Source organism: Rhizobium sp. USDA 4016, from assembly GCF_056279705.1.
Genome location: NZ_JBWCCY010000002.1, coordinates 781,399 through 806,790, shown reverse-complemented (window position 1 = coordinate 806,790; position 25,392 = coordinate 781,399). Strand labels below are relative to the sequence as shown.

At 56.9% G+C, this 25,392-nt stretch carries 31 protein-coding genes; 15 read left to right on the top strand and 16 right to left on the bottom strand.

All coding sequences use genetic code 11. The annotated features are described in order from the left end of the window. The first annotated feature begins 91 nt into the window (after positions 1-91). Entirely contained in the window at positions 92-253 is a 162-nt protein-coding gene (locus ACZ9DP_RS04885) for a Thivi_2564 family membrane protein (RefSeq protein ID WP_194730731.1), read from the top strand. A 174-nt stretch (positions 254-427) separates the two neighbouring features. Here the strand turns inward: ACZ9DP_RS04885 and ACZ9DP_RS04880 are convergent, their stop codons facing one another. Together ACZ9DP_RS04880 and ACZ9DP_RS04875 are read right to left on the bottom strand one after the other, a co-directional pair. Continuing rightward, entirely contained in the window at positions 428-823 is a 396-nt protein-coding gene (locus tag ACZ9DP_RS04880; protein WP_476200534.1) for a pyridoxamine 5'-phosphate oxidase family protein, read from the bottom strand. 807 nt (positions 824-1,630) lie between these two features. After that, positions 1,631-2,743 (bottom strand): AI-2E family transporter, encoded by a 1,113-nt coding sequence (locus ACZ9DP_RS04875; RefSeq protein WP_476200533.1) that lies wholly within the window; start codon positions 2,741-2,743, stop codon positions 1,631-1,633. 350 nt (positions 2,744-3,093) lie between these two features. Here ACZ9DP_RS04875 and ACZ9DP_RS04870 point away from each other — a divergent pair, with 350 nt between their 5' ends. After that, entirely contained in the window at positions 3,094-3,258 is a 165-nt protein-coding gene (locus ACZ9DP_RS04870; RefSeq protein WP_476200532.1) for a DUF3309 family protein, read from the top strand. A gap of 48 nt (positions 3,259-3,306) precedes the next feature. Here ACZ9DP_RS04870 and ACZ9DP_RS04865 read toward each other — a convergent pair whose 3' ends face one another. Next, positions 3,307-5,085: an SLC13 family permease gene (locus ACZ9DP_RS04865; protein WP_476200530.1), complete on the bottom strand. Its 1,779-nt coding sequence runs from the start codon at positions 5,083-5,085 to the stop codon at positions 3,307-3,309. 162 nt (positions 5,086-5,247) lie between these two features. On the opposite strand from ACZ9DP_RS04865, the gene ACZ9DP_RS04860 reads away from it, so the two are divergent. Together ACZ9DP_RS04860 and ACZ9DP_RS04855 are read left to right on the top strand one after the other, a co-directional pair. After that, positions 5,248-5,499 (top strand): hypothetical protein, encoded by a 252-nt coding sequence (locus ACZ9DP_RS04860; RefSeq protein ID WP_476200529.1) that lies wholly within the window; start codon positions 5,248-5,250, stop codon positions 5,497-5,499. Between the two features lie 49 nt (positions 5,500-5,548). Continuing rightward, positions 5,549-5,683 (top strand): hypothetical protein, encoded by a 135-nt coding sequence (locus tag ACZ9DP_RS04855; RefSeq protein WP_476200528.1) that lies wholly within the window; start codon positions 5,549-5,551, stop codon positions 5,681-5,683. A 25-nt stretch (positions 5,684-5,708) separates the two neighbouring features. Here the strand turns inward: ACZ9DP_RS04855 and ACZ9DP_RS04850 are convergent, their stop codons facing one another. Next, positions 5,709-6,101 carry a hypothetical protein gene (locus ACZ9DP_RS04850; protein ID WP_476200526.1) on the bottom strand — a complete coding sequence of 131 codons (393 nt, stop codon included), beginning with the start codon at positions 6,099-6,101 and terminating at the stop codon, positions 5,709-5,711. Between the two features lie 694 nt (positions 6,102-6,795). Between ACZ9DP_RS04850 and ACZ9DP_RS04845 the strand changes: the two genes are divergently transcribed. The 3 genes from ACZ9DP_RS04845 (at position 6,796) to ACZ9DP_RS04835 (ending at position 7,504) form a co-directional block, all read left to right on the top strand. Then, positions 6,796-6,948 carry a hypothetical protein gene (locus ACZ9DP_RS04845; RefSeq protein ID WP_476200525.1) on the top strand — a complete coding sequence of 51 codons (153 nt, stop codon included), beginning with the start codon at positions 6,796-6,798 and terminating at the stop codon, positions 6,946-6,948. 63 nt (positions 6,949-7,011) lie between these two features. Continuing rightward, positions 7,012-7,194: a DUF2934 domain-containing protein gene (locus ACZ9DP_RS04840; RefSeq protein WP_476200524.1), complete on the top strand. Its 183-nt coding sequence runs from the start codon at positions 7,012-7,014 to the stop codon at positions 7,192-7,194. 115 nt (positions 7,195-7,309) lie between these two features. After that, on the top strand, positions 7,310-7,504 hold the full coding sequence (locus tag ACZ9DP_RS04835; protein ID WP_476200522.1) for a hypothetical protein: 195 nt from the start codon (positions 7,310-7,312) through the stop codon (positions 7,502-7,504). A gap of 549 nt (positions 7,505-8,053) precedes the next feature. Here the strand turns inward: ACZ9DP_RS04835 and ACZ9DP_RS04830 are convergent. From ACZ9DP_RS04830 to ACZ9DP_RS04820, 3 genes are all read right to left on the bottom strand, one after another. Further along, the gene (locus ACZ9DP_RS04830; protein ID WP_476200521.1) at positions 8,054-8,356 is read right to left on the bottom strand and encodes a hypothetical protein; all 303 of its coding nucleotides are present in this window, start codon (positions 8,354-8,356) and stop codon (positions 8,054-8,056) included. Positions 8,357-8,579: 223 nt separating this feature from the next. Further along, a complete protein-coding gene (locus ACZ9DP_RS04825; protein WP_476200519.1) occupies positions 8,580-8,867 on the bottom strand; it encodes a hypothetical protein in 288 nt (95 codons plus the stop codon). Positions 8,868-9,023: 156 nt separating this feature from the next. Beyond that, positions 9,024-9,326: a hypothetical protein gene (locus ACZ9DP_RS04820; RefSeq protein ID WP_476200518.1), complete on the bottom strand. Its 303-nt coding sequence runs from the start codon at positions 9,324-9,326 to the stop codon at positions 9,024-9,026. A gap of 1,032 nt (positions 9,327-10,358) precedes the next feature. Between ACZ9DP_RS04820 and ACZ9DP_RS04815 the strand changes: the two genes are divergently transcribed. Both ACZ9DP_RS04815 and ACZ9DP_RS04810 read left to right on the top strand, forming a co-directional pair. Continuing rightward, on the top strand, positions 10,359-10,715 hold the full coding sequence (locus ACZ9DP_RS04815; protein ID WP_074072450.1) for a hypothetical protein: 357 nt from the start codon (positions 10,359-10,361) through the stop codon (positions 10,713-10,715). Then, a complete protein-coding gene (locus ACZ9DP_RS04810; protein WP_476200516.1) occupies positions 10,715-10,909 on the top strand; it encodes a hypothetical protein in 195 nt (64 codons plus the stop codon). The genes ACZ9DP_RS04815 and ACZ9DP_RS04810 overlap by 1 nt, the downstream gene beginning before the upstream one ends. Positions 10,910-11,086: 177 nt before the next feature. Here ACZ9DP_RS04810 and ACZ9DP_RS04805 read toward each other — a convergent pair whose 3' ends face one another. Beyond that, entirely contained in the window at positions 11,087-11,344 is a 258-nt protein-coding gene (locus ACZ9DP_RS04805; RefSeq protein ID WP_476200515.1) for a GAD-like domain-containing protein, read from the bottom strand. Between the two features lie 213 nt (positions 11,345-11,557). On the opposite strand from ACZ9DP_RS04805, the gene ACZ9DP_RS04800 reads away from it, so the two are divergent. Both ACZ9DP_RS04800 and ACZ9DP_RS04795 read left to right on the top strand, forming a co-directional pair. Further along, the gene (locus ACZ9DP_RS04800) at positions 11,558-12,031 is read left to right on the top strand and encodes a VOC family protein (protein WP_074072455.1); all 474 of its coding nucleotides are present in this window, start codon (positions 11,558-11,560) and stop codon (positions 12,029-12,031) included. Continuing rightward, entirely contained in the window at positions 12,024-12,191 is a 168-nt protein-coding gene (locus ACZ9DP_RS04795; protein WP_476200513.1) for a hypothetical protein, read from the top strand. The genes ACZ9DP_RS04800 and ACZ9DP_RS04795 overlap by 8 nt, the downstream gene beginning before the upstream one ends. A 116-nt stretch (positions 12,192-12,307) precedes the next feature. Here the strand turns inward: ACZ9DP_RS04795 and ACZ9DP_RS04790 are convergent, their stop codons facing one another. Both ACZ9DP_RS04790 and ACZ9DP_RS04785 read right to left on the bottom strand, forming a co-directional pair. After that, the gene (locus ACZ9DP_RS04790; RefSeq protein ID WP_194730715.1) at positions 12,308-12,493 is read right to left on the bottom strand and encodes a hypothetical protein; all 186 of its coding nucleotides are present in this window, start codon (positions 12,491-12,493) and stop codon (positions 12,308-12,310) included. Between the two features lie 480 nt (positions 12,494-12,973). Next, a complete protein-coding gene (locus ACZ9DP_RS04785) occupies positions 12,974-13,228 on the bottom strand; it encodes a hypothetical protein (RefSeq protein WP_476200511.1) in 255 nt (84 codons plus the stop codon). A 267-nt stretch (positions 13,229-13,495) separates the two neighbouring features. On the opposite strand from ACZ9DP_RS04785, the gene ACZ9DP_RS04780 reads away from it, so the two are divergent. Beyond that, the gene (locus ACZ9DP_RS04780) at positions 13,496-15,013 is read left to right on the top strand and encodes an FAD-dependent oxidoreductase (RefSeq protein WP_476200510.1); all 1,518 of its coding nucleotides are present in this window, start codon (positions 13,496-13,498) and stop codon (positions 15,011-15,013) included. Positions 15,014-15,493: 480 nt separating this feature from the next. Here ACZ9DP_RS04780 and greA read toward each other — a convergent pair whose 3' ends face one another. Next, on the bottom strand, positions 15,494-15,976 hold the full coding sequence (gene greA, locus ACZ9DP_RS04775) for a transcription elongation factor GreA (protein ID WP_476200508.1): 483 nt from the start codon (positions 15,974-15,976) through the stop codon (positions 15,494-15,496). Positions 15,977-16,897: 921 nt separating this feature from the next. Between greA and ACZ9DP_RS04770 the strand changes: the two genes are divergently transcribed. Continuing rightward, positions 16,898-17,155, top strand: coding sequence for a YMGG-like glycine zipper-containing protein (locus ACZ9DP_RS04770; protein WP_022718096.1), 258 nt, complete (start codon positions 16,898-16,900; stop codon positions 17,153-17,155). A 723-nt stretch (positions 17,156-17,878) separates the two neighbouring features. Here ACZ9DP_RS04770 and ACZ9DP_RS04765 read toward each other — a convergent pair. Together ACZ9DP_RS04765 and ACZ9DP_RS04760 are read right to left on the bottom strand one after the other, a co-directional pair. Continuing rightward, positions 17,879-18,295 (bottom strand): cupin domain-containing protein, encoded by a 417-nt coding sequence (locus ACZ9DP_RS04765; RefSeq protein WP_194731897.1) that lies wholly within the window; start codon positions 18,293-18,295, stop codon positions 17,879-17,881. An 86-nt stretch (positions 18,296-18,381) separates the two neighbouring features. After that, positions 18,382-19,134 carry an SDR family oxidoreductase gene (locus tag ACZ9DP_RS04760; RefSeq protein WP_476200507.1) on the bottom strand — a complete coding sequence of 251 codons (753 nt, stop codon included), beginning with the start codon at positions 19,132-19,134 and terminating at the stop codon, positions 18,382-18,384. A gap of 682 nt (positions 19,135-19,816) precedes the next feature. On the opposite strand from ACZ9DP_RS04760, the gene dinB reads away from it, so the two are divergent. Then, positions 19,817-20,920, top strand: coding sequence for a DNA polymerase IV (gene dinB, locus ACZ9DP_RS04755; RefSeq protein WP_476200505.1), 1,104 nt, complete (start codon positions 19,817-19,819; stop codon positions 20,918-20,920). Positions 20,921-21,020: 100 nt separating this feature from the next. Here the strand turns inward: dinB and ACZ9DP_RS04750 are convergent, their stop codons facing one another. Next, positions 21,021-21,209 (bottom strand): hypothetical protein, encoded by a 189-nt coding sequence (locus ACZ9DP_RS04750; RefSeq protein WP_194730705.1) that lies wholly within the window; start codon positions 21,207-21,209, stop codon positions 21,021-21,023. 178 nt (positions 21,210-21,387) lie between these two features. Further along, positions 21,388-21,936 carry a YybH family protein gene (locus tag ACZ9DP_RS04745; RefSeq protein ID WP_476200503.1) on the bottom strand — a complete coding sequence of 183 codons (549 nt, stop codon included), beginning with the start codon at positions 21,934-21,936 and terminating at the stop codon, positions 21,388-21,390. A 108-nt stretch (positions 21,937-22,044) separates the two neighbouring features. Between ACZ9DP_RS04745 and ACZ9DP_RS04740 the strand changes: the two genes are divergently transcribed. After that, a complete protein-coding gene (locus ACZ9DP_RS04740) occupies positions 22,045-23,004 on the top strand; it encodes a LysR family transcriptional regulator (protein WP_476200501.1) in 960 nt (319 codons plus the stop codon). A 1,275-nt stretch (positions 23,005-24,279) separates the two neighbouring features. Here ACZ9DP_RS04740 and ACZ9DP_RS04735 read toward each other — a convergent pair. Then, complete coding sequence (locus ACZ9DP_RS04735; RefSeq protein WP_476200500.1) at positions 24,280-25,074, bottom strand: hypothetical protein; 795 nt, start codon at positions 25,072-25,074, stop codon at positions 24,280-24,282. Between the last annotated feature and the right edge of the window lie 318 nt (positions 25,075-25,392).

Here is a 25,392-nt window from a genome sequence, read left to right as displayed (position 1 = left end):
TGTGCCCTCAGGCACGCCGCCCTTCCCTTTACAGAACTCAGCCATATTTACACCTTCACTGCCGGAAGCTGTTGTTCAAAGGACCTGGGGCATGTCCATCATAATCAGCATCCTGATCACGGTCCTTGTCATCGCCCTGGTGCTGTACCTCGTGCAAAAACTTCCGATTGACTCGACGATGAAGCAGGTGGCTCAGATCGCCGTTGTAGTCGTCGGCATAGTCTCGTTGCTAAGCTCTCTGGACGTATTCTGATCAGCGTACGGGACTTGCCGCTACGCGACTCAGCCGACGCCACCGGCCGGGGAGTTGCTCCCGCCCCTTTTCCGCCTTTACGGTCAGACTCCCGGCGATCCGCAGGCACTTCGTTGAGGCATTCCCTGACTAGCAGCTTTACAAGGAACTAGTTCGCAAGCGCTTCACGGCCCGTCACTTTGTCCATGCTGATGGCAAAAAAATGGGAAGATATCCCGATGGCTTCTCCTCCGCGCCCCAGTTAAGGGCACCTGGTTCCCACCAATCATTGTACACGTTCAGTATACCCCATGCGTGTTTCTTCTCGGCGTCTTCGTGGAATTCGCGGTACCTGCCCTCAATGACTACGCATCTCCATCGGTGCTGATCAGCGAAATGCTCGATCTCGATGCATACAAACGGGTTGCTTCGCATGAATTCAATCTTTCTTCCCGGCATCGAAAAGCTGAAAATTTGGTCCTCGGCTCGGACATAATATATCGGCACAACATAAGGTTGATTGTCACGGCAACATCCGAGCCGGGCCACGCGGTGCTCGGAGATGAGCATGCTGCATTCACTGGATGGCATCTCGCGCAATCTCATTGGTTCGGTCGGGCTCCGTGCCGATGCTTGCGAATAACCGCAATCTATCCTTCATTTTACCATGGAAAACGGGACCGTACGAGCGGATGGCATAAAACGTCTGTTTCGTGCGTGTGGCCCGGTTCCTTCGGAGGTGATCATTGGATTGCAGTTCCCTCGGATGGACCCATACTATGACTAAGGCCGAAGATTTGCGCGGACGCCTCATGGTCCCGCGGTGTCCCGCCGAGGTGCCCCAACTAAAGGAGGACAGCATGTCTTCCACCTTGCCTCAGCAATACCTTACCTCACTCAATCTTAAGGTGTTGAAGCGTTGTGCTTGACACAACAGGACTCTTTGACGTCGATAGCGCTTGGCATCAAGAAAAAAGGCAGATGCGGCGACATATCTCATCACCGCTTTCCAAACTGGCATTTATTCGGGGGCGGCGCTTGTAGCCTCGCTTATGCAACGGATCGAGGTGCTCTTCTTGTCTTCTTGTCTTCTTGTCTTCTTGTCTTCTTGTCTTCTTGTCTTCTTCGCCTCTTTCGATCACCCATCCGCCTCATAATGAGGATGAGCGCGTTGGGAGAACGAAGGCGGCGCCACTGCGTCTAGGCAACGCCCAACCCGCAATTTGATCAAGTGATCAAGTTGACAACAAATTCTCGCCGGCGGCAGCAAGAGATCGTATCGTTGGCAGCCAACCGTGCTAATCATGCGCGGGAGGGAGCGGCGCGGAGCGTGATGCCGGAACCGTTTGCGAAGATCGGCCGAGCCCGCCCCCTTTTCTGAAGCGAAAATCCGTCAACTCAATCCCTTGTATCGGCTTCCAATTGGTCAGCCGCAAGGGAAGACGGTGCCGATTGCATACGCTCTTCGAGTTCCGCTGCGACCCACTCGAGAAAGAGGTTATAGGCCACCGCCAGTAGGGTTGGTCCAAGAAAAAGCCCGATGAATCCAAAAGCCAGAACGCCGCCGACGAGCCCGAATAGACCGAGCAGCACGGGCAGATTGATGTTCTGGCTGAGCAGATATGGTCTAAGGAAGTTGTCAATACTGCTGACGAGAAGCAGACCCCATGCAGCGATGAAGATCCCCCACCAAACCGATCCCTGCATGAGAAGCCAGAGCGCAACCGGCCCCCACACGAACGGTGGCCCTGCGGGCACAAACGAAAGCAAAAACGTCAGACCGCCAAGCAATAGCGATTGCGACACGCCGGCGATCCAGAAGCCGATACCGGCCAAAAGACCTTGGGCGAGGGCCGTTCCGATCATTCCGTAAACGACACCATTCACGGTCATGCCAATGACCGTCAGCAACCTTCTAGAGCGGGCGCCGGCAATACGCTCACCGATTTGACGCATGAAACTGATCATGCGCCGGCCGTGCAGGAACAGGAAGAAAGTGATGAATATACTGAGCGCAAGTTCGATTAGGCCGATGCCGAAAGCTGCACCGCCAGCAAGAGCAATATCGGTGACAGGCCCCGTCAGCTTCTTGAGCTCGAGGATAAAGGCAGGAGCGTCATGCGCAAAGTTTTCCCAGTAAGCGGCCACACTCTCGCCGACAATCGGAAGGCCTCTCACCCAGATTGGGGGCGCGGAGGGACCCTGCTCGAGGACGCGCGTTATTCCCGCCGCCAGATTCCTTATATCGTCGGCGAGCGCCGTCACGAGGAACGCAAGCGGTGCGGCCACAACAAGGACCACCATCACCGTCATAGCTGCGGCGGCAGCCGCCCGGTTGCCACCGACAGCACGTTCACATCGGCGGTAGATGGGCCATGTCGAAAAACATATCACCGCAGCCCACATTATTGCCGACAGGAAAGGCCAAAGGACGAGAGCGCAACCAATCGCCAGCAGCACAAGCGCGCCGATACCCAGAAGCTGCTCGACCAGTCTGCTTAGAGGAATCATGACTACTCCTCCGGTTCCTTACTACTCCATCGGCAAGCATGACACTCATCGACATTTGCAGCTACCTCGCTGTCACGCACGGCCATCAAGTGGGGCAGATCGCGTCGCTATCGCTCAGCAGAGCGCTGCTTCGCAGCGGCGGCAACGGACAGCCCGCTTTAGGCGTCAGCCGATTGTAGAAACTACACCACTATATAGTGTATACTATCATATGATGCATTAATCCTCACTCGACAATCTTGCTGATCAATCTTTCAAGAGCGAAGAGATAAGACAGCGGTCGAGCTCAATTTCGGTGAGGGCAGCATTTCGTCGAGACGAAACAGAACTAAATTCAAGTGGAGAAAGTCATGACATTGGGAATGATACTTCTAATTATTCTTATAATATTTCTTTTGGGCGGGTTTAGTGGTCGATTCGGAGGCTATGGCTACGGTTATGGGCACGGCGGCATCGGTGTCCTCGGCATCGTGGCGATTATACTGTTCATTCTGATCCTTACGGGCAGGCTTTAGGCCGACGCCACGGTGCATCTGAATGGGAATTGAAACGACGCTTGCGCGCTAAATTGGCGGCCAAAACAACACGATCAGAGGCACGCCCAGCAAGACCACAATGAACGAGAGCGGCAGTCCCAGTTTCCAATAGTCGCCGAAGCGATAACCGCCGGGGCCGAGCACCAATGTGTTGCACTGGTGTCCGACAGGCGTGAGAAAATCGCAGGCCGCACCCACCGCTACGGCCATCAGAAAGGCGTCCGGACTGTAGCCAAGGCGTTGCGCAAGGGTAACCGCGATCGGGGCGACTACGAGAACCGTGGCTGCATTGTTCAAAAACGGCGTTGCGGACATTGCGACCACCATGATCATTGCAAGGGCACCGTAAAGGGGCAAGGCGGTAGCAAGCTGAGCGAGGCCGCCGGCGATAAGGTCGGCACCACCGGTGGTACGGATCGACTCGCTCACGGGAATGAGGGCCCCGAGCATTATCAGGATGGGCCAGTCGATGGCCTCATAAGCTTCCCGAAGCGAAAGCGAGCCGAGCAGTACCGTCAGGACAGCAGCCGTAAAGAAAGCTGTGGCAACGGGCAGCAGGCCAAATGCCGTTAGCGCCATGGCACCAGCCAGGACCACCACCGGAACCAAACCCCTTCGCGGATTCCCCAGGCGGATCTCGCGTCCCGCCAAGGGAAGAAGACCGAGTTCCATCAGCTTGGTCGGGAGAAGCACGAGATCGCCCTTCAAAACGAGAACGTCGCCTGGTCTTAGCGCGATGTCGCGCAAACGTTCGGTGAAGCGCTTGCTGCTCCGGCTCACTGCGAGCAGATTGATGTTGAAGCGCTCATGCAGCGCCAGACGCTTGGCGGTTTGCCCGATCAAAACCGATTTTGGGCCGATCACGACTTCAATTCCGGCGATCTCCTCGTCGACTCCTTTTGCTTCCGTGGAGCGGTTGTGCCCCTCCAGTTCCAGACGCGCACGCCTGATGCCTCGCTCCAGCGCCTGAGGGTCTCCCTCCAACAGAACGATATCGCCCTGACAAAGGATGAGGTCCGGCAGTGATATCATGCGCTCGACCTGATTGCGGACAAGCCCGGTGACAAGGACCTCCTCGTCCAACAAGGCCGATAGGTGCCTGATCGACTTGCCGTTAACGGACGAAGTCGCAGTGACGCGAGCCTCTGTCATGTAGTCCTTGATGTTCAGCGCTTTCTCCATTGTCGGGGCCGCCTTCCTGTCTCGCGGGAGCAGCCGATAGCCAAAGGCCAGAAAAACCACTCCCGCTGCGGCAATACCAATGCCGACAGGAGTGAAATCAAACATGTTGAAAGGGTGGCCCGTGAGTTCCTCGCGCATCTGCGATACGACAATATTTGGCGACGTGCCGACGAGGGTAATGAGCCCGCCAAGCAACGAGCCGAACGCCATCGGCATGAGAAAAGACGAAGGGGACGCTTTCGACCGGCGCGCCATCTGAAATGCGACGGGGATCATCATCGACAATGCGCCGATGTTCTTGATGAAGATGGACAGGACCGTGACGGCTCCCACGAGAATAACGACCTGGCCCTGCAAGGAGGTGACCTTGGGCGCGACCCGATGAAGGAACGCCTCTATGACACCACTGCGTTCGATTGCGGCGCTTACGACCAGCGCGCTCGCTACGATGATGACAATGTCGTCACCGAAACCGGAGAATGCTGCCTTGTGCGGCACGATGCCGGTGAAAACCGCCGCAAGAAGTGCGAGAACTGCGATGAGGTCGTAGCGAAACCGTCCCCATATGAAAGCGACCATTAGTCCGATCAGAATGGCAAAGGCGAAAGCCTGATCTTGTGTCATGGATGCCGTCCAGACCGACCCCTCCAAATACCGAGCCCATATTACTCGCCTGGAGGAGCCAATGTCAGGAAAACTGACAAGCTTTGCCCCAAAGGCGCTGCCCCGAGCGTCAGTTAGAACGCTTTCCAGACAGCATGGCCGAAAACCGTGCTATGATGAGCAATGAAAAAGCGCTCAGCACTTGAAGCAGCAAAGCAGCGGGTCACCGATGATCGAATCCAGATCGCGGTCCAGGAGGCCGAAATTGCCGGGGGCGTTCTCAGGGGCGAGCCTACGTCTTTGGCTCGCGAACAGCTCGTCAGCTTTTTGCAAACGCTCCGATTTCACGTCTTTGCGTGCGACCTGATGAAAGCAAAGATAAGCGCAGATCAAAACCTGCCCCCTCGGGGAAATGAATTCCACGAAACTTCGTAAAACGACGAGCTGCTGCATAAGCAGCGCGGGATTTGAGCAGGAGGCAGATATGTTACGCGACCAGGCACTGGCGGAAGAATATTCGATCCAGAACCTTACGGCGACATGCGGAAGAGAAATCGACGTCTATTTGAAGGAGCGACAGAACGCTGGGATTAAGCAAGAGAGTGAGAAGGACCTGTAGCCAACGATGAGGTTTGGCGAAAAAGTCAAGTCGGTGAATATTTTCGCGTTTTAACCGTCGCCGCACGCAGCCTGACCCACTCTTCATTTTCCAATCGCAGGGCTTTCAGATGGGCGGTCTTGGCCATTCTTGCCTTCATCTCGGCTCGAATGATGATCGCCGAAACGCGGTGCGTTTCCTCCGCTATCGTGGGCGGCTTTCCGGCGGCGTGTTTCATCGGACGCATGCCCGATGTGCCGCAGGGTAGTATAGCTCGCGACCGGGGACATGCCATGCGGAAATCCGGCCTGGCCGTGACCTTATCCTCCAGCAGCTCCGACTTTGATTTTTCATTCCAGTCGTCGAATGCAATTCTCAGGCTTTCAAGGTCGTAAGATGAATGTCTATTGTTGTGATCGAAACGGTCAGGAAAGGACATGACCTTCTCCCCAATGCTTGGGGCGGGAGCGTAGCGCTCTCAAGCGGCAGTGCCCTTTTCAACGGCTGCCGACAATACGCACCCTATGCTCTTCTACCGGGAACGCAACGAAATCATTTGTCCTTCGAGGGGAACAATAACCTACTCGCCTTGTTTACTGGGTGGACTGCGGAGGCGGAATGGTCCCACCCTGTTTCCAGCGCAAGCCCTTGTCCTGCACGGTCCACCATTTCCCCGAGTTCGCCACTTAAATCTTGCATGGGGCAACCAGCAGAACGAGCCGTTCATGATCAATTTCCATGCCGCAAACGAGGCAGAAACCGAAGCGCCGATTAGCGGCGCAGTCGCGCCTCGGTCAGGCAAATTGCTGGGCGATAATCCCTATGATCCATAGCACGACGACGTTGGATATACGGCTTGGCGGGAAGCGTTCTTCTGCGCGCAAAACGCGTAAGACACCCTCAAGCGGCGCGGTGGAAGTCACCGCCCACATTCCACTGTGCGTCGTCGTCGCGGCTTCACCTTTTGAAATCAATACAGGTAAGCGGAGCAAGGTCCGTTCCGCTAATGAGTTCCCTTTGGTACGAATGCGTTTGACTATCGCCCGCTAAAGGCGCGTCATCATCTATGGTCTTTTGACCACACGCGCGGCCATGCGATGTTCCTCATCGTAGCCACGCTCAAGGAGGCTAACATGCCATCCACCGAAGCGCTCCGGTCTTATCGTGACAACACGGTTCGCCTGATCCGGGAAACTAACTTCCGCTCGGTAGCGATATACTTTGCGGTTCTCGTCGCGATGTTCATCTCGGTCGCCGTCCTGGGGCATTTGCTGCTCAGGACGTGAGCTTTTAACGTGTGTCTCAAACCTCGCCGATGCTGACAGAAGCGACCAGGAACGGATAGCGCTATGCAAAAATCCAAGGAAGAACAACTACAAGCCCGCGCTTACTCTATATGGGAAAGGGAAGGCTGCCCTGAAGGAAAAGACCGCGAAAATTGGGAGCTCGCCATAAAGGAGATGGAAGGGCAATCCCCTCCCCAAGTGGAAAAAGGCCCATGGCGGACGCCGCAAGAAAACGCGGCCAGTTAACTGCGCTTTCGTGTATTCGCGAGGCGTCTCACCAGCAGGCGATTGCGAAGCTTATATGCGTTCAGCTTGCGAAAGCTGTGACTTCTACGATGCTCCCACAAATAAGGAAACAGACATGTTAGAAAACGTAGAAAACGCACTTATTGCGAATGTGTTTGCATTTCCAGTGACCGACTGTCGCGTGCGGGTCGAAGCTGCGATGCTGGAAATGATCGGGCGGTTAGAGAGTAGGGGCCTGCCACCTGACGATATCGCTCTCGCGCTTGCGGATGCATCCGAAGACTACGTCATGTTCTTAGCCCAAGCGTAAATCGGCGCCCCACTCACAATTACCTGAGTATCCAAGGCATCGGCGCCTACTGTGAGGTCGCGTCTCCTTCCGAGCGCGGCAGGGAGGCCTGCACACACCCCTTTTTAGTGTGGGTCTCCGCTCGGAGCGAGACCATACGTGCAGAACCGGCCGTCGCGCTGCCATATGGGCGGAGGTGGCGACCGCGCCGGCCATTGGCAACTAAGGGCCGTCGGCTGCCTAGTTTAGAACGAGCTAACCGACGGCACATTGTGAAGGCGCACCACCTCCCCTGCCGCTTCCGTGATCGGCAGGATCAAGATCTTTGAAATCTGATGCTCGAGTACGCGGAGCGGATCAAAATTCGCGTCTACGATCGCGATATTATATTCGCCCAGGCAACCAACAATCTGGATCCTGCCAACAATGACGGCGGCCTCGTTCGTGCAAAGGAGCGCGTAACCGGCTGCGCAATTTGATCATTTCATAGTCGGGATTCTTGAACTGTCTCCTGCCCCAGAAGGTTGCGCGGCAAAAAGGTTCTGTCGCTCATTGCCTTTGGATGTGGCTTTAATGGATCGCGCCAGATGACTGCGCCGGAAGCCCTTGGATCGCAAAGCGATGGAAGCGTGAGGCTCCGAGCGTAACAGCCTCTTTCTTAGGCTTGCCGAAATGTCGTTCGAGCTGAATAGTCAGTTCGGCTGGACTGGTCGTTCCCTCTTGAAAGAGGCCGATCAGAAGCCGGGCTGCGATGGGGAAGGGTCGAGGCTGTTCAAAGAGAACATCGTCCGTATAGCCGGCATCCTTCAGCACCCCTTGCAGTAAGTTTAGGTCATCGCTCGTCATATATTTAATGGATGTTTCGGAAGACATGACATCCTCCTTTCGGTCGGGGCAAAGGGTTTGGCGACCCTCAAACAGCAGCGCCCGTAATGATTACTGCTGGAGGCTAGACCATGCGCCCTCGGAGTAGACAAAGCAAACAATAACTTTCGAGGATGCTCATATACGACGGCAGCATCATTCTCCTCGACGGACGACATGCGCGCTCCTCGGCGCGGTTCCGTGGCAAGTCACGAAGAGGTGCGTTCCCTACTTAGACGCGATCTTCGGTCGCTGGCGATCGTGCGGCTTGCTGGTCTTTCAGCAGCGCCGCATCGATTTCCGCTCGCGTGACTTGCAAATGCTGCCTCTTGAGCGAAGGCGTTTCAATTGACGGAATTTCCAGATGAGCGGCTAATATCCTGTAAGCGGCAAAGGACAGTTCCTCGATCCGTTCTTCGTCCACCGTTAGCCGATATGTCCCGGCTGCCAGTGGCATAACAAGAGATTGGATGAGGAACGAATGATCGAACCTGATCTCGGTTTCAGTTGTTCTGTTCATGGCAGACTCCGTCTGGTTTGATACTGAGGCGACAGGCGTTTGCCGCGCAGCCGGGAGATCTTTCCGTCCCGGTCAGCTTTCCTTCATGCGTTTATAGCCCCAGCCCTGACGCGATATGGTCGGGGTCGGACAGCCCTTTGTGGTCGCTGCGCCAAGTCACCTTCGGTTCTCCGCAGCTTTCGAGGCTGCCGCCGAACGCGCGCTGGTTGCGCCGCCTTCGTTCTCCCACGACGCCAGTGCATCCGGGTCTGAGCTTTGCCTGTGCCGAAGGGAGGGCGGATAGCTCTGCGAGGGTATCGTGCCGGCCTCGATGCGGCGGATGATCACGACTTCCTCGTGACGCTCCGGGCCCTCGTCGGCTTGCATGTCCGATGTCGCATAATTGGCTCGCTTCAAAATTCGCTGCAGCGTCGAGCCCTCGATAGCTGCAGTTTCACCGACGTAAAGAATGGTTACCATAGCCAGCCCCCGAAATCAGAAACAAGATGAAGGCGAAGCTGAGCGCGGCCAGGAACCTGATTGCGACGTGTTCAAAGGAATGATGATGATGGAACATGGAAGACATCACGTCCTCCTTTAGATTGGGGCGAAGGATTTTAACCCTTTTGCGGCAGCGCCCGCTTCAAATGCTGCCGACAGAAATACTGTGCGCTTTGATTAGGTTTTAAGCAAGGCATTTCGCCGCAATAAAAATAAAAACATTCTACAAGTTCCTGTGATATGGTGCGCACATTGGAATATTATTGCGAGGAGACGCTTCAATGAAAGCTATTTTTCCAGACATGACCGGACGACAAGTGGCGATATTTCTGATCGAGACATCGCTCGTAATGGCAGGACTGATCGTAATCCTTATCGTAGGGATACCCATGCTTTAGAGAGAACAGTCGATCACGGCTTGGATGCCGCCATGCGAAGGCAGATCAGGATAATTCAGCGGCTGGTGAGGTCTACCGCAGAAGCAATCGCCCGACCTTTAAGAAGAAGTCGCGGCTCCACAAAGACCCCGGAATACGCGTTTTTCTGTTTTCCTAAGGAAACCCAAGCAAGCTTATACTTCACCTGCAGCCTCCGACGCAGCACCAGGAATGACGCCGGGTTCCATTCAGTTCCTCTTTTGCTCCAACCGCGAACATGCCTGCTGGCTTTTAGCGCCGCCCGTCGCCCGCGTCGGCGACGGCAGTCTATCTACATGCCCTGAATACTCACCTGAACCGCGCATTCCCGCGGAGCCGGCCGTCCTGGGCCTGGGCTGAACCCAAACGGCTCGAATTTGGAGAACATGCCGTATTCACGCACCGGCACGGGGTGAAACTCCAGAAGTGCCGACTGGCCAGAACCTTGTTCTTAAGGTCGATCAGCCGTCTCGGTAGCTCGATCCTTTCGGCGCACATCCAAAGATGTGTTGACTCTTATCACGATGAGAACATAATAGGAACAAACGGCGGCGCGACCGCCCGTTGCAACAAATTGTGTAAGGGGAGAACGATCATGCCCCGGCAGCCGATCAAGAGAGAATTGGAACAAGGTACCTATTGGACGCCGCCTTGCGAAGTCGCCCTTTCTGAAGCGCATCCACGATTGCTCAACGCGCTGAAAACCGGCTCGGGATTGGATCGCAAACGCCTCTTCGTGGCAGGCGCCTACGATATGGCCCTCGGTTCGCCGATGGGTCAGTTCGAGGTCGCCATAGATTGCGAAAGCGGGCTTTCCTGCGGCGTCTTCAGAACCATGCGTAGCTCGGAAGATGTTTCGGGAAAACCTGTGTGGTTTACCTCTGACGGCGATCCGGACAACGCGGTCGAGACGGTTCTTCGCAGCGCCAAGGCGGAAGGGCTAGTTCCCTGATGCGGCCTTTCACAAGGGAAGACACCGCCTATGAAGTCGAGGCCGCTCTCGCCTTTCACGACGACGACGCCAAGGCGACGATCGCGACACTGTTGGCCGATAATCATCATTTGAGGCTGCAGCTCGCATTGGCGGAAAGCGCCCTGAGCCGTGGCTTGGTCCGTGGCTGGCGTCCGCGTTTCGACCGGGACTGACATGCCGGAAATGAACGACATGCGAACGTTGTCTCGCTGGAGGCTGCAGCACGCTGCAGATGCTGGGCAGCTCTTGATGATTACCTGCCCTACTGCAAGGAAATGGCAGACGGCAAATACCGTGCCGCGCCCGAAAACCAGCATGGTGATTGCCATCGGCACCGGCGCGGCGGCGATTCAAGAGAGCTGGCGCTCAACTTTGATAATCGGGGCGTATTTGTCGGGATCGTCGAACTGGAAATATCCGTCCAATATGATCCCGGTCCCGTTCTGCTGCCAGAACTCGATCATCGCATCTGCAACTCTGCCGCGAAAGCGCTCGGGATGGGGAGGAGGAACGGCTCCTCCGCCTTGTGGAACACCGAAATCCTTGACGATCGAAGCAAGCCCAACTTGATAGCCTTCGCGACACCTCCAGTTAGAAGGCAGATACACCGCGCAGCCCCATGCAAAAGCAGCACTCTTGCTTCCAGCTCTCAACGACCGCAATTGGCGCGTTCCGCCGTTCAGTCCAAAGCGGCAACCACGTCAGGGTTGGCGCCCTTTACGATCGACACTTCCGAGGATGGCGAAAAACGGTTGGTTCCCTATTTCCGAGCGTAGCGGATGAGGAATGGCCGGATTGCTTCAAAGCGAAAGGAACACGCAATGGCTAAGAATACGATTTGCCTCTGGTTCGACAAGGACGCCGAGGCTGCCGCTCGCTTTTACTCCGAGATCTTTCCCGACAGCATGGTGAGTGCCGTGCACCGTGCACCCGGAGACTACCCGGCGGGCAAAGAGGGCGGTGTGTTGACGGTCGAATTCACAGTTGCGGGCATTCCTTGCCTCGGCCTCAACGGGGGGCCGGTATTCAAGCACAACGAAGCCTTCTCGTTCCAGATCGCCACCGACGACCAGGAGGAGACCGACCGCTACTGGAATGCCATCGTCGAAAATGGCGGCGAGGAGAGCGCGTGCGGCTGGTGCAAGGACAAGTGGGGGATTTCCTGGCAAATCACCCCCCGCGTATTGACTGACGCGCTGGCGGCTGGCGGTGACGAAGCAAAGCGCGCGTTTGAGGCCATGATGACGATGAGAAAAATCGACGTCGCCGCTATCGAGGCGGCGCGGCGTGCTTGACGCTCCGTCCGCGTCTTGTGGCCACCAGGTCGAGGCGCAGGTCGGCCGCTTTTTCATCGCTGCTCTCGAAACGGACGTTGCAGGAACTGCCGAGATTGATGCGCAGCGCTCCGTCCGGCGCAAAGGCGAGTTCGCCTCCCGTGCTCGCCCCGGCGAATAGGTCGTCGATGCCCGCTTCGAGCTAGCCGATCGTGCATCCGCATTCACGTTGCCCGCCATCGCCATGAACGGAGCTAGGAACATACGGCTATCTCGAAGAGCGGTGCCGTGGAAGCGTCAAGGTCGGAGGCCACCAAGCGGTGGTTTGAAGCGCCCTCCTTTTCCTCGGGTCGCGTCACCGTCATCTGCAACCACAATCATGCGTGCGTTGCCGATGTTGCGGGCAAAAACGCTGCCTTCAAAGCCATCGTGCACCTTGAGCCGCTTCAGGATCTCCTCGCTGGTGGTTTGGCCTGAAAACATTTGTTTCTACGCTGGAGAACAGCAAGATGCTCGCCAGCAATGCGGCTGGCGTAATCATATCTACCGTCCTGCTCACCGGTGCGTCCATCTTGGGTCTCACTTCTTCAAGCCGGCCGCGGCTCGTGGAAGCGGCACCAGCCATTGGGGCTGATTTCACCTGCAACGATCTCACATGCATTTGGCTCGAGGAAATGGGTGCATCCGCCGCACCGTCGCCCCTTATTCGGCGAATTCTGGTAGCGCGCCACAGACTTAGGGGTCGTTCCAGCGCCGCGTGCGACAGGCTGACCCGTCATGCAAGAAGAAAGCGCACCTGCACCGGTAACCGCGACGCCGGCCATCGTCACTGTCAAGAATTTCCGTCGGGATACCGCTTGGCTTGAGCGACCTTGCGCCGGGCTTTTGCCCTCCGGACCACGATCCTTTTTCATGATCTTGCCTCTCTATTATCGAATAGCTGTCAACGTTTTCGAACAGCGGTCAGATCGACTTCAGGTACTCGATCAGATCGCTCCTCTCCTCATCGGTGAGATCGAGATTGAGGTGACGGTCGTAGTGCCTGACGACGTCCTCGAGCGTCGCGAACCGACCGTCATGGTAGAATCCGCCCTTATGGATCTTTTCCGTGTTCCAAAGGGCCCGCAACGACGCAGTCCGGTAGCGCTCGTCCGGAGATCGCATTGCCTGGAAATCATCGACGTCCCTCCCCGCGGTCGATCTCTCGACACGCGACATCCTATCTCCGACAAAGGAAAATCCCACTATACATTAAAGTTTACTAATATACAAAGCTTCACCTCACTTGCAGTGGCATTTCGGGAAGGTTGGGGAACTGCGCGAAGGCTGGAAAGTGATTGCGCGTTGTCGGGATACACCGTCTGCGATGGGATCCGCAGGGCCGACTTCCGCCTGAGTGATCCCAAGATCCGCCGGGCAAGGTTCGGGGGAACTTTTGCGTTCTTTCTCCTATTTAGCAGGTGTAGGTTTTTGGAGAAGTCGGCCATGAATGTCAGCGATGAAAAAACCGTCTCTTTATGGGCGCCGATCAAAGTCGCGCCTGACGCCGTTCCGCTCCCCCACGATGACCAAGTCGATGTCGTCGTTGTCGGCTCGGGAATTGCCGGCTTGTCAGTGGCCTACGAGCTCGCACTCGCTGGGAAGAAAGTGGCCGTCATCGATCGCGGCCAGATCGGAAGCGGCATGACTGCCCGCACGACCGCGCATCTGACATCGGTATGCGACGACTATTTTTCCGAACTCATTGGTCTGCGGGGGCGTGAGCTGGCGCGGCTCTTCCACGAGAGCCAATCTGCCGCGATCGATCGCATCGAAGCGTTTCAGGAGACAGAGGCTATCGCGTGCGATTTCAGACGCGTCGATGGGTTTCTGTTTCCGTCGTCAGCGCAGGAAGCTGATCTCGAGCGCGAACTCGATGCCGCACTGCAAATCGGCGTCGCGGTCGAAAGAACCATCGGCTTGCCGTTTGCGGGGTTCTCCGCGGCACCCGCCCTTCGCTATGCCCGTCAGGCGACATTCCACCCGCTCAAATATCTCCGCGGGCTGGCCGTCGGCGTCCGCGCCCGCGGCAGCGTCCTTTACCGGGACACAGTGGTCGAAAAGGTCGAGGAAACAGACGACGGTGTCCGCGTCGCGACAGCCTCGGGCTTTGTCGTCACTGGAAAATGGGCTGTCGTGGCGACCAATTCGCCGATCAATGACCGTGTCGCCCTCCACACCAAACAAGCGCCCTACCGAACCTATGCGATGTCCTTCGAGATCAGGCGCGGTGTTATCCCGGATGGGCTCTACTGGGATACTGAAGACCCTTACCACTACGTGCGTCTGCAGCCGGGCGACGGCGAAACGGACTTTCTCGTCGTCGGCGGCGAAGACCATAAGACTGGCGCGGCCGACGACGGCCACGAGCGGTTCGCAGCCTTGACGTCGTGGACCAGACGTCTAGTGCCCGATCTTGGCGTCGAGACCCATCGATGGTCCGGGCAGGTGATGGAGACCATCGATTACGCCGGTTTCATTGGTCGCAATCCGGGCAACGAGCGGGTGTTCGTGGTGACTGGTGATTCCGGCGAAGGCATGACCCATGGAGTGGTGGCTGCTCTGCTGATCCGAGATCTCATTCTCAATGGCAACAGCCATTGGCGGGAACTTTACGAGCCATCCCGCAAGACCCCAAAGGCGATCGGTGACTACCTCGTGGAGAACGCGACAGCGATCAAGAATTTCGTCGAGTATATCGCGCCTGGAGAAATTGATTCCCTTGACAAGCTGCGGCCGGGAGAAGGTGCCATCGTCCGCGCGGGCCTCACCAAGATCGCCGCATTCCGGGACGAAGACGGCACGCTCCACAAACGTTCGGCGTCTTGCACGCATATAGGCTGCCACGTGCACTGGAACTCCCTCGAGCGCTGCTGGGATTGCCCCTGCCACGGTTCGCAATTTGCCGTCGATGGTACCGCCCTGAACGGACCGGCTGTGTCTCCCTTGGCTGATCTCCAATAGGTCATTACGGCGCGGACGGATTTCATCCTTGAGATGCGGGACGCCGCGTCGTTGGTCTGCGTAGGCTTGAAATTGATGTGCAATAGGACCTGCATTCCGGTGAATGCCATCCCACCCCATTTGTAGCGATAGTGCAAATGCCAAAACTGGCTCAGGATCGGCCACTCCCCGTGGTCGCCGCAGCCATGCGTGAAGGTATGATCAACAATCTCACCGATCCCAGGCGGCCACCGACTTCATGCACGCTTTCCTGCGCAGCGCCGTTCTGCGACTTGGGCAATTCAGAAATTTTCCGTTCTTTGGTCTATGAGCGAGGGCCTTCGGCGCGTTTTCCCGTCGCCCGGCCTCATTGCTTGGCAGGAAGGTTCGGGGTATCGGAATGGTGCTTCTTGGCCTTAGGCTCGCTTCTTAGAAGAAACTGTCGCTCCAGCCAGTAGCTAGCTGTCCCTTGCGATTGGACATTGGGAGGGCGTAACTTCTCTAGGAGATGGCAAGGATCTCAAGCTCTTGATCACCTACATTGACTATGTCTCCAATAGCTTTGCCCATTAGAGACGTTCCTACAGGGGATGCGAAGGAAATCGACCCGGTCTTCGGATCAGCTTCATCTTCTCCAACGAGGCGATATTTCTGCACGCGCCCGTCGTCGCGACGGAAGGTTACCGTGCTCCCGAACGCAACAATGTCAAATGAAGCAGGGTCAGGGACCACCTGCGCCGTGCGAATTCTTTCGCTAAAGTAACGCATGTCACGCAAGGGGATTGCTGCCTGCCGCCGCCGTTCATTCACGTCTTCGATTGCACTTGCGCCATCGTAGGCTTCACGAGCTTTTTGGCGCTGCAAATCCAGGGCCTTCAATCCCGCTTCAGTAACCAGGTTCGGGTGAGGCGAAATCGGACGGTCGGGCAGCAGAGTTTCCGAAGCCGTTTCGGCACTTTCTTCCTTGGTGAACGCGGTGCTCAATCTCAGCCTCCATTTAGACTGGCCAACGACATCGGCGATCCGTCACATGCGCAGATCGATTTTATTTCGATTTTTCGATGGTCGCGAGCAGATAAGATACCCCTATCCTGGTCCGACGACGAGAAGATTTTTGCCGGATTGTCATATTCCGCATTACGCCGCCCGGAACGGACATCGCGCGGCCCGTGAATAGCAACGCTTTCTGAATAGCAGGAGCCTCATTACCGGGTCGCTGCTCCGGCTCGCGCTGTCACGATCCCGATTGAAGCCAAAAGCTGCGCCCTGGAGGGGTCGCCCAAGGCAGCCAGCGCCTCACGCAACAAAGGCTCGGCCGCCACTTGCAGGACGGGGTTCTCGCGAATGAGCTTTCCGAGCGGCCCAACTTTCAGGAGCACCCAGGTCATTGCGTCGAGATCGCGGCTCGACACCTTTTCATCGTGCGACTGGATGGTAATCTCCCGAAATCCGGCCGCCTCAAGAATGCGGCGTACGTGTTCGGGGTATGTCCGTCGCCGGATCTTTGTCCCGCACCATTCCGTAACGCAGCGATGAGATTAGGAATTTCCCCTCGGCCAACCACTCCCCAACAGGGCGAGAGACAATTATCGGGGCGCCGGAACGCGTACTGCGCTCCATTCTGATGAACTTGAATGATAAACTAAGACCAAAGTCCAGCCACTTTCAGGCTTCGGTCCAATGTTCTTTGCCGCAAGCTTGATCCATGTTGTGGGCGGCCTGACGCGCACGGATTCGGTAAGCCGCGCGAAAGGTTAAGGGCTTTCCCGGTCCGCCGCTGGGAAGGCCCCTTTTTTTGCAGGGACGCCGGCATCTCCTAGCTCGGCCTTGGATTCTGGACTTCCATGGATGCTCGGGCTATCTGCTTTCTGTCGTTCGAAAAATTGAATTTAGGAAGCAACCAAAATGATGAAAAAAATCGTTCTTGCCAGTGCATTGGTAGGTACCTTGGCATCCTGTACAGCGACCGAACAAGGGACCGCGATCGGCGCCGGATCCGGCGCCATCATCGGTGGTGTCGTCACCAACAGTTGGGGCGGTGCTGCTGTTGGTGCTGTGGCAGGCGGGCTGGTCGGCGCTTTGATCGGACGCTCGACGGAGCACCGTGGCTACTGCATCTATCGTGATCGCTATGGTCGCCGCTATGAGGCCCGTTGCCGTTAAAGCGGAACATCCGCCGAGAAACTTCCTGGTCTGATAAGAAAATAGCCGTCTCCTTTCTAATAAGGGGACGGTTTTCCACTCGGCGTGACGCTCCCGGCCCGCGATGTCGGGCAAGGAGGGTGGTCTTCGGTATGATCCGGCCTGGCTCCCCTCAGGGACAGCTTCGGCTATTGAGTTCGGCAGCCGGCACGGCGTCTCGATCAGGCCAAGCAGGGGGAACGCGACGATGAAGAAGGCGAAATAACAAAGCCTCGCGGAGCCGCTACCGGCCATTGATTGGTAAAGCCAATCGGAAAACGTCTGGGTGGCCACGCGTGTACCAGCGCTCTGAAGCAGCGTGTCGTAAGTCAACAGAGCACCGAAATAAGATCCGGTTTCGTCGGTGATCATATGACAACATCCTCTGTGGTTCTGGGTCTCGGGCCGCTCACCTTGGGTTTCCAAGACACCCCGCGCCTAGGCAGTCGTGAGGGATGCCTCGAGTGTTTCGCTGAATGTCAGGCGAGCCCACCTGTGCCTGGTGTGCAAACCATTTGAGCAAACAACTCTTATGGTGTCGGTAAGGCATCACTGGAGTGATCGCGGCGGATGTTACGCTCCCCTCCGGTTTGCTTGCCGTACTGAGAAAAACGACAGCGACCCCCGTCTTACAATTGCCAGCCCCTAAACAGTCGATCCGACCGCCGAAGAAGTGGCGATCGGTGTATCCTCGCCCTCTCACATTTATTGGTGATACGGAAGAACGAGCTCCTTTGCGTCCGTATCCACGACGAACACTGCGAGGAGACGCATAGGTTCAGTTTTGCTGGCGTTTTCACTCACTCCGTGACGGTCTCCCGGAAATTCCGAAAAACTCTCGCCGGCCCGGTAGGTTTTGATCGGGCCGTCGTTAACCTGACTTTTCATGGCCCCTTCGAGGACCGTTGCATAGATAAATGCCGAATTGGGATGCGTATGTGCAGCCGATGACCCACCAGGGCCGTATTCGACCAAGACACCTTTGATGCTTTTACCAGGAACATTCGGTAACTCGTGTTCGTACACCAGAGTGACCTTCGCCTCGTTGTGAGCGTCACCCGCAAAGGAGGCCATCGTTGATGAAAGGGCAAAGGCTGCAGTGAGTAATAATCTTCTGATCATCTTGGTGTTTCCTTCGGTTTTATCTACATCAAGCAGGGTTGTGGCTAGATCGCCTATCCACTGCCGACGGATCATGCGCTGACTTGTCATGCCTGCTGGGATTGACGGAACCAATCTTCGAAGCCGATCTTGCCGAGACGAGCCTCACCCAAAGGCACAAGCGACTGGTCATTCAGCTCGGCGCCGAAGTAACGGGCATGGACATCCGCCTCAATCGTTCGCGGGTCGTTCATTGCTTTTAGGTAGCGGCCGACGAACTCGCTCAAACGAACACGCTCCGGACCTGCGATTTCGAGTGTCCCGTTCACAGGCCGACCGAGCGCGACGTCCGTCATCGCATCGGCCACGTCGTCAGATGCGATCGGCTGAACGTAAGCCGGGGAGAGATGAACGATCATACCGACGGTGCTGGAATCGGCGATACCCTTCAGGAATTCCATGAACTGGGTGGAGTGCACGATCGAGTAAGGGATCGGCGAGGCCTTGATGAGCTTTTCTTGAGCCAGTTTGCCACGGAAGTAGCCGCTCTCCTGGAGACGCTCTGTACCTACGACCGAAAGCGCGATGTGGTGCTTCACACCAGCCTTGGCTTCCGCTGCGAGCAGGTTTTTGCCGGCCGTCTCGAAGAACTCGAGTACGGCCTTGTCTTCAAACGAGGGCGAATTGGCCAGGTCAACGACCACTTCGGCTCCAGCGAGCGCCTCCAGTAGGCCTTCTCCCGTCAGCGTGTTGACGCCTGAATTCGGCGAAGCTGCGCGCACTTCGTGGCCTCTGGCACGCAAGCGTGTGACGGTCTTTGATCCAATGAGGCCGGTACCGCCAATGACGACTATTTTCATAGCATTCCTCCCTTTCTGGGACCCTACGGTCTGTGTTTCACTTGATTTCGAACCAAGGCCGCGATCATTCATAGACTAAGGCTTGGACGGCTATGATCAGGTCGCGGCCGAGCTTGGGGCTGGGATCAATTGGATCGCTGCCGACAATGGGCGGAAAGCTCGGACCTTTCTATCATGCGTGAGGTTTAACCCCCTTAATCATCGGGTATAGTGGAGCAGACCCGAAGTTTAGAATGAACCATTCAGAAGGCTCTGCAATCCTCCGGTTCTTCATTTCGCCGAAAATTCCGACGAGATTGCCAACGCATCGATGTCCGGCGCGGTCGCATGATCGGCTCGCCCGGGCGTGAAGAATGCGCCTTGTCTACAAATATGCCAATGAGCTCGGCCGGTCCGATCGCGCAAACGGGTGATCTCAGGACATGGGGTCAGCGAAACACTCCGGCGCCGGCGTCACTGACAGCGCGCAGTTATTCGTCCTACACTTAGCTGATATCGTCCTTCTCTTAACGAGCAGACTTGAATGTGAACGCCAGATGCTGGAAGTTTCGTCCGAGGAATTCTGAGTCGATGACCAACGCATGTCCAATGCCTGCAACATCGCAATGAGCCGGCGGGCCGGCCCTGCTTTCGCACCGGTCATCTATCACATCATCGTCAATACGGAGCCGGCGATCGACCCATGATGACTGCCGCTGACGATAACCTGCGGCCGGAGCGTCCGCGCAAGATTATCCATATCGACATGGATGCCTTCTACGCCTCCGTGGAGCAACGGGACAATCCGGACCTTCGCGGCATGCCCGTCGCCGTCGGCGGTTCGGCGGCGCGAGGCGTCGTCGCAGCCGCTAGCTACGAAGCCCGCAAATTCGGCGTCCACTCCGCAATGCCCTCGATCACGGCCAAACGGAAATGCCCGGGCCTGATTTTCGTGAAGCCGCGCTTCGACGTTTACAAGGCGGTCTCGCTGCAAATCCGTGAAATCTTCGCCGAATACACCCCTATCATCGAGCCCCTGTCGCTCGACGAGGCCTACCTCGATGTGACTGAGAATTTGAAGGGCATGGAGATCGCGACGGAGATCGCGGAAGCAATTCGCGCGAAGATCAAGGCAGTGACCAGCCTGACGGCCTCGGCCGGCGTCAGCTACAACAAGTTCCTTGCGAAGATGGCATCCGACCAGCGCAAACCCGACGGACTGTTCGTGATCACCCCGAAGAACGGTCCCTCGTTTGTCGAGGGGCTGCCGGTTAAGAAGTTCCATGGGGTTGGACCGGCAACGGCCGAGAAGATGCGCCGTCTCGGCATTGAAACAGGCGCTGACCTCCGCAGCAAAGACGTAGAGTTCCTGCTCGAACATTTCGGAAAGTCAGGACCATACTTTTACGGCATCGCGCGGGGCATCGACCAAAGACAAGTTAAACCGGACCGGGTCCGCAAATCGGTCGGGGCGGAAGATACTTTTCCTGAGGACATTCGTGCCTATGAGCTTGCTCGCAACGGCGTCCAACCGCTGATCGAAAAGATCTGGGGTTACTGTGAGGCAAACGGAATCGCCGCAAAAACGGTGACTTTAAAAGTGAAATACTCCGACTTCACGCAAATTACCCGCGGCAAGACAGGGCCCGCCCCGCTTGCATCAATTGCCGAACTCGAGCGAACAATGGAACTGTTGCTTCCATCGATCTTTCCCGTACGGAAGGGCATTCGGCTTCTCGGCGTTACGCTGGCTTCGCTCGTACTCAAGACACCGGCGGAGCAGCCACAGCTTTCCCTTGCCTTTTAGGCAATGCAATCGCTCGAACACACCGGCTTTCCCGCACCATGAGGGCGCAGGCTAAAGCCTGTTTTTGCAAAGAGCATACTGATCGAAAAAGCCGATCTGCTCAGAGGCGCTGTTTTTTCCCCGCGCTCTTGCCGTCGGAGCTTTTCGAGCGTTCCTCAAAGCGTTCTGCCCCCTTTGCAAGATCAGAACCCTTTTGAGCTTCGACTTTCTTTTCCTCTTTTGCGGTGCTTTTTCTCAGTCCGCGTGCGGCTTGCTTTCCCTTTTCTGTCGGGGCTTGCTCGATACCCATTGTGTTTCCTCCGCGTCTTGCTGCCGCAAGTTCAACGGTTAAATTCTGACTTCGTTCCACCGCGCTCCCTTGGCTAACTCATGCGACTGCACGCTAAGAGCGGCACTGGAGGGATGAGCCGCCTTGCCCGCCAGATCCAGCGCGAAAAAGCCAGCATCGGAGCTATAAGCGTGGATCGTTATGGCGCTTCGCCGCGCGCAAGCGCGGCTGCCTGTTCCAGGCTGACGCCGTTGACAAGAGGATCGGCATGTCGATGTGCCAGCCGCCATTCGACGCCTTCGCGGCGGTAGACCAATGTAACACGCAGCGGCCAATCCTGGGATGGCAGGCCGCCGGCCTCGACTCGGCATCGTTCGATGATCACAAGAACCGCCATGTCGACTGAACCGTAGGTTTCGATCACTTCCTGCTCGAACGTGCCGTTCCTGAAGAAGCGGCCGACCGCCTCCCAGCGCTCATCCGTCATCTGCGAACCGCGCGTGGGTGGGCCGCCGAATGGAGACATCAGCACGTAGTCGTCCGTGTGAGGGTTCAGCGCACGATATCCGTCGATGTCGCCGCACATGAGCGCAGCGTTCGCTTCCGCGGATTGTCGGATAAGCTCTGCGATCGCCTCACCGGGACCGCAGCCTTCACCACCACCCTTAAGGGAAGCGCTCGTGGCGATTTGCGAGAATGCGGGGCCGATGCCTTTTGCGTCGAGAATGGGACGTCGCGTGGCTGACATGCAGTTCACTCCTGTCTGTTTCCACCAGTGCGGGGCAACCGTATGCCGCCTCGCCTGCTCAGGAGAGCACTTCAAGGATACTGAATCTAATGATATTATTTCACCAATATGCTGAAGCTGGTTGACCTATCGCGCACAGACCTCAACCTTCTCGTCCTCTTCGAGGTCGTGCTGGACGAACGGCATGTCGGTCGGGCTGCCGATTGGCTGAATCTCTCGCCTTCGGCGGTCAGCCACGGACTCGGCCGACTGCGCCGGCTTCTGAACGACCCGCTATTTCTTAGGACGCCCAAGGGTGTCGTGCCGACGGCGCGCGCGGTAGAGCTGGCCGCGCCGATCGCAGAGGTCTTGGCCCGGGTAAGGAGCGTCATTTCGACAGCTGAACCGTTCGATCCCGCGAGTTCCGCGCGCCGGTTCACGATCGGCGCTCCCGACGGCGTCTCGGCGGTGTTCCTGCCCCCGCTTCTCGACGAGCTGCGGCGTACCGCGCCCAATATCGACCTCGGCGTGCGTCAATTGCTTCCCGTTCCGGGAGAAACTTCGCCCGAGCGCGCATGGCGCAACGCCTTCGCTGATCTGGAGGTTCGCGCGATGGACATCGCGGTCGTCCCCTCTGAGCACATCCCGACGCGCTTTCATTCACGCGGCCTCTACGAGGAGGATTTTATCGTAGCAATGCGCGCCGGACACCCGTTCGCAGTTGATCCTACTCCGGAGCGATATTGCGAGATGCAGCATCTGGTGGTCTCACTCACCGGCGATCCCCATGGCTTCGTCGATGAAGCTTTGGCGAAGCAAGGCTATTCACGGCGCGTTGCACTGACGGTTCCGAATTTTATGTTCGCGCTCGTTACCATTGCCGGGACCGACCTGATTTCTGCACTGCCAAGGCGGTTTGTCGCGATCCATGCGGCACACTTCGGAGTCGTCACTGTCGAAGCCCCTCTGCCACTCCCGCGCTTCCGGCTCAATGCTGTCGCGCCCAAAGTTGCGATGATGGATGCCGGCCTGGCGTGGCTTTTCGGGATCCTTGGAAAAGCGCAGTCGTCCGGCATCGGAGCTGGATAGGAATCCACCTCGACGAATTCCAATATCGTAGGGTTCGAGACCTCCCGGCCCCAAAAGGCGGCCTTAGATTTCGGCCAGCTGGCGCAGGCTGTGGGACATCCAATAGTTTCGTTGACTGGAAAACTGCCCCACGTTTCTGCAAGACATTGATTTCTAACACTTTCCGAACACCTCTTCTAGGCGCCATGAATCCAGGGTCTTTAGTCTCTGACCGCAGTATTGGAATATAGCTTTCGTTGAGGGTTCGGGGGTCCTTGCTCTTGGCTGGTCAGCAGCACTAAGGGACCGATAGGGCAACCAAAAGGCGTACCAAAGGGAACCAAGAGCGAACCAAAAGGGATAGCTTTTTAGTCCATGCTAAGTGACCTAATGTGTTTCGTGGGCGTCATTCTGGCGTGTTCATTAGGCGCAGCTAACCGTCTAACTTCACGCCATGGAAGGGGTACGGGCAAAGGGGCAGACATGGCAGACATTCAATCTACGGGCGTTGGTGGCGTCACTCTCCGGAAGGACTGGCTATCGGTCATATCCATTCTATTCGTTGCGGGCTCTATCGCTCTTTCCTTGTGGGGGCATGGCAGGAACGAGCCGGGTGAGGGTAACGCGGTCCTATCGATCGCGTCGAAGACGTCGATAAGCGCACCATGACGGGAGCCGAACCGTTCTCGCTTACTGCCGTCTTAATGGCTTCCTCTTTCTGGCGAAGGCATCCTTGATGACAGCAACTATGGGAACGAGCGGCAAACCACTTTGGTTAACCCCTACCCTGTCCAATTGATTTCGTCTCACCTTCGCACGCTCTGAGACGGTGACGAATGCGGTTTTCTTAGATTTGCGTCCGGATTGCAGAGTTTCTGCGTCACCCTACTTTGCGATAGGAACCTTGAAGGACGCACGGCAACCAGTTGCATTGAATATTCGGCGCTTGCGGGTCGCGAAGCAGATATCAAAGGATGATTTGGCGCTCGCGACTGAGATAGAGCGGTCTTACGTCGGACACTTGGAACGTGGCGGCAAGATCCGACGGTGACTACGCTCGAGAAACTCGCGATTGCTTTGCAGTGCAATATCGCGGAGCTACTCGCGCCACTGCCCGAGGGAACGACGGAGATCGAACCCCTGAAGAAGGGCCTAGAAAGCCCACATCACCGAAATCGAATGTGTGACCGCGCGGGAATGTGAAACCGCGGTGGGTACTTATGCAAGTTTCTAGAGTGCATCATTCAGCCTCGTTCGAAGTGTCCAATTCTTCTGGCGGCGACCCGTGGGCGCAGCTTAGAAGCGGAATGCTATGCCCAGAATCGGACCCTGCTCGACGACGTCGAAGACGAATCCATCGTTGTCGTAATTCACGCCGAGCGCACGGTAGCCCGCGACTGCCGAGATCGCATCGTTGAATTTGTAGCCGACCCCCAAGGCCACGTCCCAGTCAACGTCGGCGCCGCCTCCACCGACGAGCCCCCATCCGGTCAGATAGATCTCCGGTGTGAAGAAGTAGTTGCCCCTGATGCCGACGACGGCATCAGCCCAGGTCGCGTTGTCGTTCGCTTCGATCCCGCCGAGGAGGCCGCCGTTGAATGAGATGGTTGTGTCGACCGACCACACCTTGATCCCGCCGACGACGTCTAAGTGCCCTGTTTGATCTTCGAGAACCGAGTAGCCCACACCCACAAGGCCAGAGAACACCTTCGACGTCACGTCGACGCTGTCGGCCAGGATGCCGTTTCGGGTGTTCCCGTCTGCTCCGAGCTTGGTGTAGATCATGTCGCCGAAGATGCTGTACCGGTCGTACCGGGCTTCACCCGCCCCCATGAAGGCGAAGTCCAGGTTCTTCAAGATGTCGCCAAAGTCAGCGTCCACCTGAACTTCCGGCAATCCGAACTGCCCGATGTCCCCGGAAATCCCGGCGCCCCAGAAGTAAGGCGCGACGGTGAACGTCCATCCGCTAGGGCTTTCGATCGCTTTGGCTTCCGGCGCTAACGGCGTGATGTCCGCCGTGCGGCCGGGAGATGCGATTCCTAAGCCCGCGCACAGAATGGCCGTACATACCAAAGTAGCCTTCACGATCATCCCTCACTCATCGGCGATGGACTTGCCCCTGGATGTCCGGCCGAGATTCCCCTACGACACAAGCTGCCCGAATATCAGTAAAATGCTAAGTAACTTACTGTTACATCGGTCGTGGAAAATTGCACTGTGCGACCAATGCAGCTCTTGGTAGCTGATCAAACATCAAGGGCGCCAGCTTTCGGGTGTCGGTCGGCTGCTCTCGCTGTTTTTCAACATGGCGGACTGTGGTCGATTTGTCACTCCATTCATCCCGCCCACCTGGTTGGTGTCGTTGTCTCTGGTGTCCGGATCGACGACGGCGGCCGGGGCGGCCAGTAT

Bases quoted from the DNA above. Each gene is read 5' to 3' on its own strand.
- ACZ9DP_RS04855 (WP_476200528.1), top strand. From the start codon at position 5,549: ATGTTACGCGACCAGGCACTGGCGGAAGAATATTCGATCCAGAACCTT.
- ACZ9DP_RS04785 (WP_476200511.1), bottom strand. From the start codon at position 13,228: ATGTCGCGTGTCGAGAGATCGACCGCGGGGAGGGACGTCGATGATTTC.
- ACZ9DP_RS04800 (WP_074072455.1), top strand. From the start codon at position 11,558: ATGGCTAAGAATACGATTTGCCTCTGGTTCGACAAGGACGCCGAGGCT.
- ACZ9DP_RS04815 (WP_074072450.1), top strand. From the start codon at position 10,359: ATGCCCCGGCAGCCGATCAAGAGAGAATTGGAACAAGGTACCTATTGG.
- ACZ9DP_RS04870 (WP_476200532.1), top strand. From the start codon at position 3,094: ATGACATTGGGAATGATACTTCTAATTATTCTTATAATATTTCTTTTG.
- ACZ9DP_RS04840 (WP_476200524.1), top strand. From the start codon at position 7,012: ATGCAAAAATCCAAGGAAGAACAACTACAAGCCCGCGCTTACTCTATA.
- ACZ9DP_RS04820 (WP_476200518.1), bottom strand. From the start codon at position 9,326: ATGGTAACCATTCTTTACGTCGGTGAAACTGCAGCTATCGAGGGCTCG.
- ACZ9DP_RS04875 (WP_476200533.1), bottom strand. From the start codon at position 2,743: ATGATTCCTCTAAGCAGACTGGTCGAGCAGCTTCTGGGTATCGGCGCG.
- dinB (WP_476200505.1), top strand. From the start codon at position 19,817: ATGATGACTGCCGCTGACGATAACCTGCGGCCGGAGCGTCCGCGCAAG.
- ACZ9DP_RS04770 (WP_022718096.1), top strand. From the start codon at position 16,898: ATGATGAAAAAAATCGTTCTTGCCAGTGCATTGGTAGGTACCTTGGCA.
- ACZ9DP_RS04825 (WP_476200519.1), bottom strand. From the start codon at position 8,867: ATGAACAGAACAACTGAAACCGAGATCAGGTTCGATCATTCGTTCCTC.
- ACZ9DP_RS04740 (WP_476200501.1), top strand. From the start codon at position 22,045: ATGCTGAAGCTGGTTGACCTATCGCGCACAGACCTCAACCTTCTCGTC.
- ACZ9DP_RS04835 (WP_476200522.1), top strand. From the start codon at position 7,310: ATGTTAGAAAACGTAGAAAACGCACTTATTGCGAATGTGTTTGCATTT.
- ACZ9DP_RS04735 (WP_476200500.1), bottom strand. From the start codon at position 25,074: ATGATCGTGAAGGCTACTTTGGTATGTACGGCCATTCTGTGCGCGGGC.
- ACZ9DP_RS04845 (WP_476200525.1), top strand. From the start codon at position 6,796: ATGCCATCCACCGAAGCGCTCCGGTCTTATCGTGACAACACGGTTCGC.
- ACZ9DP_RS04860 (WP_476200529.1), top strand. From the start codon at position 5,248: ATGAAAAAGCGCTCAGCACTTGAAGCAGCAAAGCAGCGGGTCACCGAT.
- ACZ9DP_RS04790 (WP_194730715.1), bottom strand. From the start codon at position 12,493: ATGTTTTCAGGCCAAACCACCAGCGAGGAGATCCTGAAGCGGCTCAAG.
- ACZ9DP_RS04745 (WP_476200503.1), bottom strand. From the start codon at position 21,936: ATGTCAGCCACGCGACGTCCCATTCTCGACGCAAAAGGCATCGGCCCC.
- ACZ9DP_RS04880 (WP_476200534.1), bottom strand. From the start codon at position 823: ATGCCATCCAGTGAATGCAGCATGCTCATCTCCGAGCACCGCGTGGCC.
- ACZ9DP_RS04760 (WP_476200507.1), bottom strand. From the start codon at position 19,134: ATGAAAATAGTCGTCATTGGCGGTACCGGCCTCATTGGATCAAAGACC.
- ACZ9DP_RS04830 (WP_476200521.1), bottom strand. From the start codon at position 8,356: ATGTCTTCCGAAACATCCATTAAATATATGACGAGCGATGACCTAAAC.
- ACZ9DP_RS04850 (WP_476200526.1), bottom strand. From the start codon at position 6,101: ATGTCCTTTCCTGACCGTTTCGATCACAACAATAGACATTCATCTTAC.
- ACZ9DP_RS04885 (WP_194730731.1), top strand. From the start codon at position 92: ATGTCCATCATAATCAGCATCCTGATCACGGTCCTTGTCATCGCCCTG.
- ACZ9DP_RS04780 (WP_476200510.1), top strand. From the start codon at position 13,496: ATGAATGTCAGCGATGAAAAAACCGTCTCTTTATGGGCGCCGATCAAA.
- ACZ9DP_RS04865 (WP_476200530.1), bottom strand. From the start codon at position 5,085: ATGACACAAGATCAGGCTTTCGCCTTTGCCATTCTGATCGGACTAATG.
- ACZ9DP_RS04810 (WP_476200516.1), top strand. From the start codon at position 10,715: ATGCGGCCTTTCACAAGGGAAGACACCGCCTATGAAGTCGAGGCCGCT.
- ACZ9DP_RS04750 (WP_194730705.1), bottom strand. From the start codon at position 21,209: ATGGGTATCGAGCAAGCCCCGACAGAAAAGGGAAAGCAAGCCGCACGC.
- ACZ9DP_RS04765 (WP_194731897.1), bottom strand. From the start codon at position 18,295: ATGATCAGAAGATTATTACTCACTGCAGCCTTTGCCCTTTCATCAACG.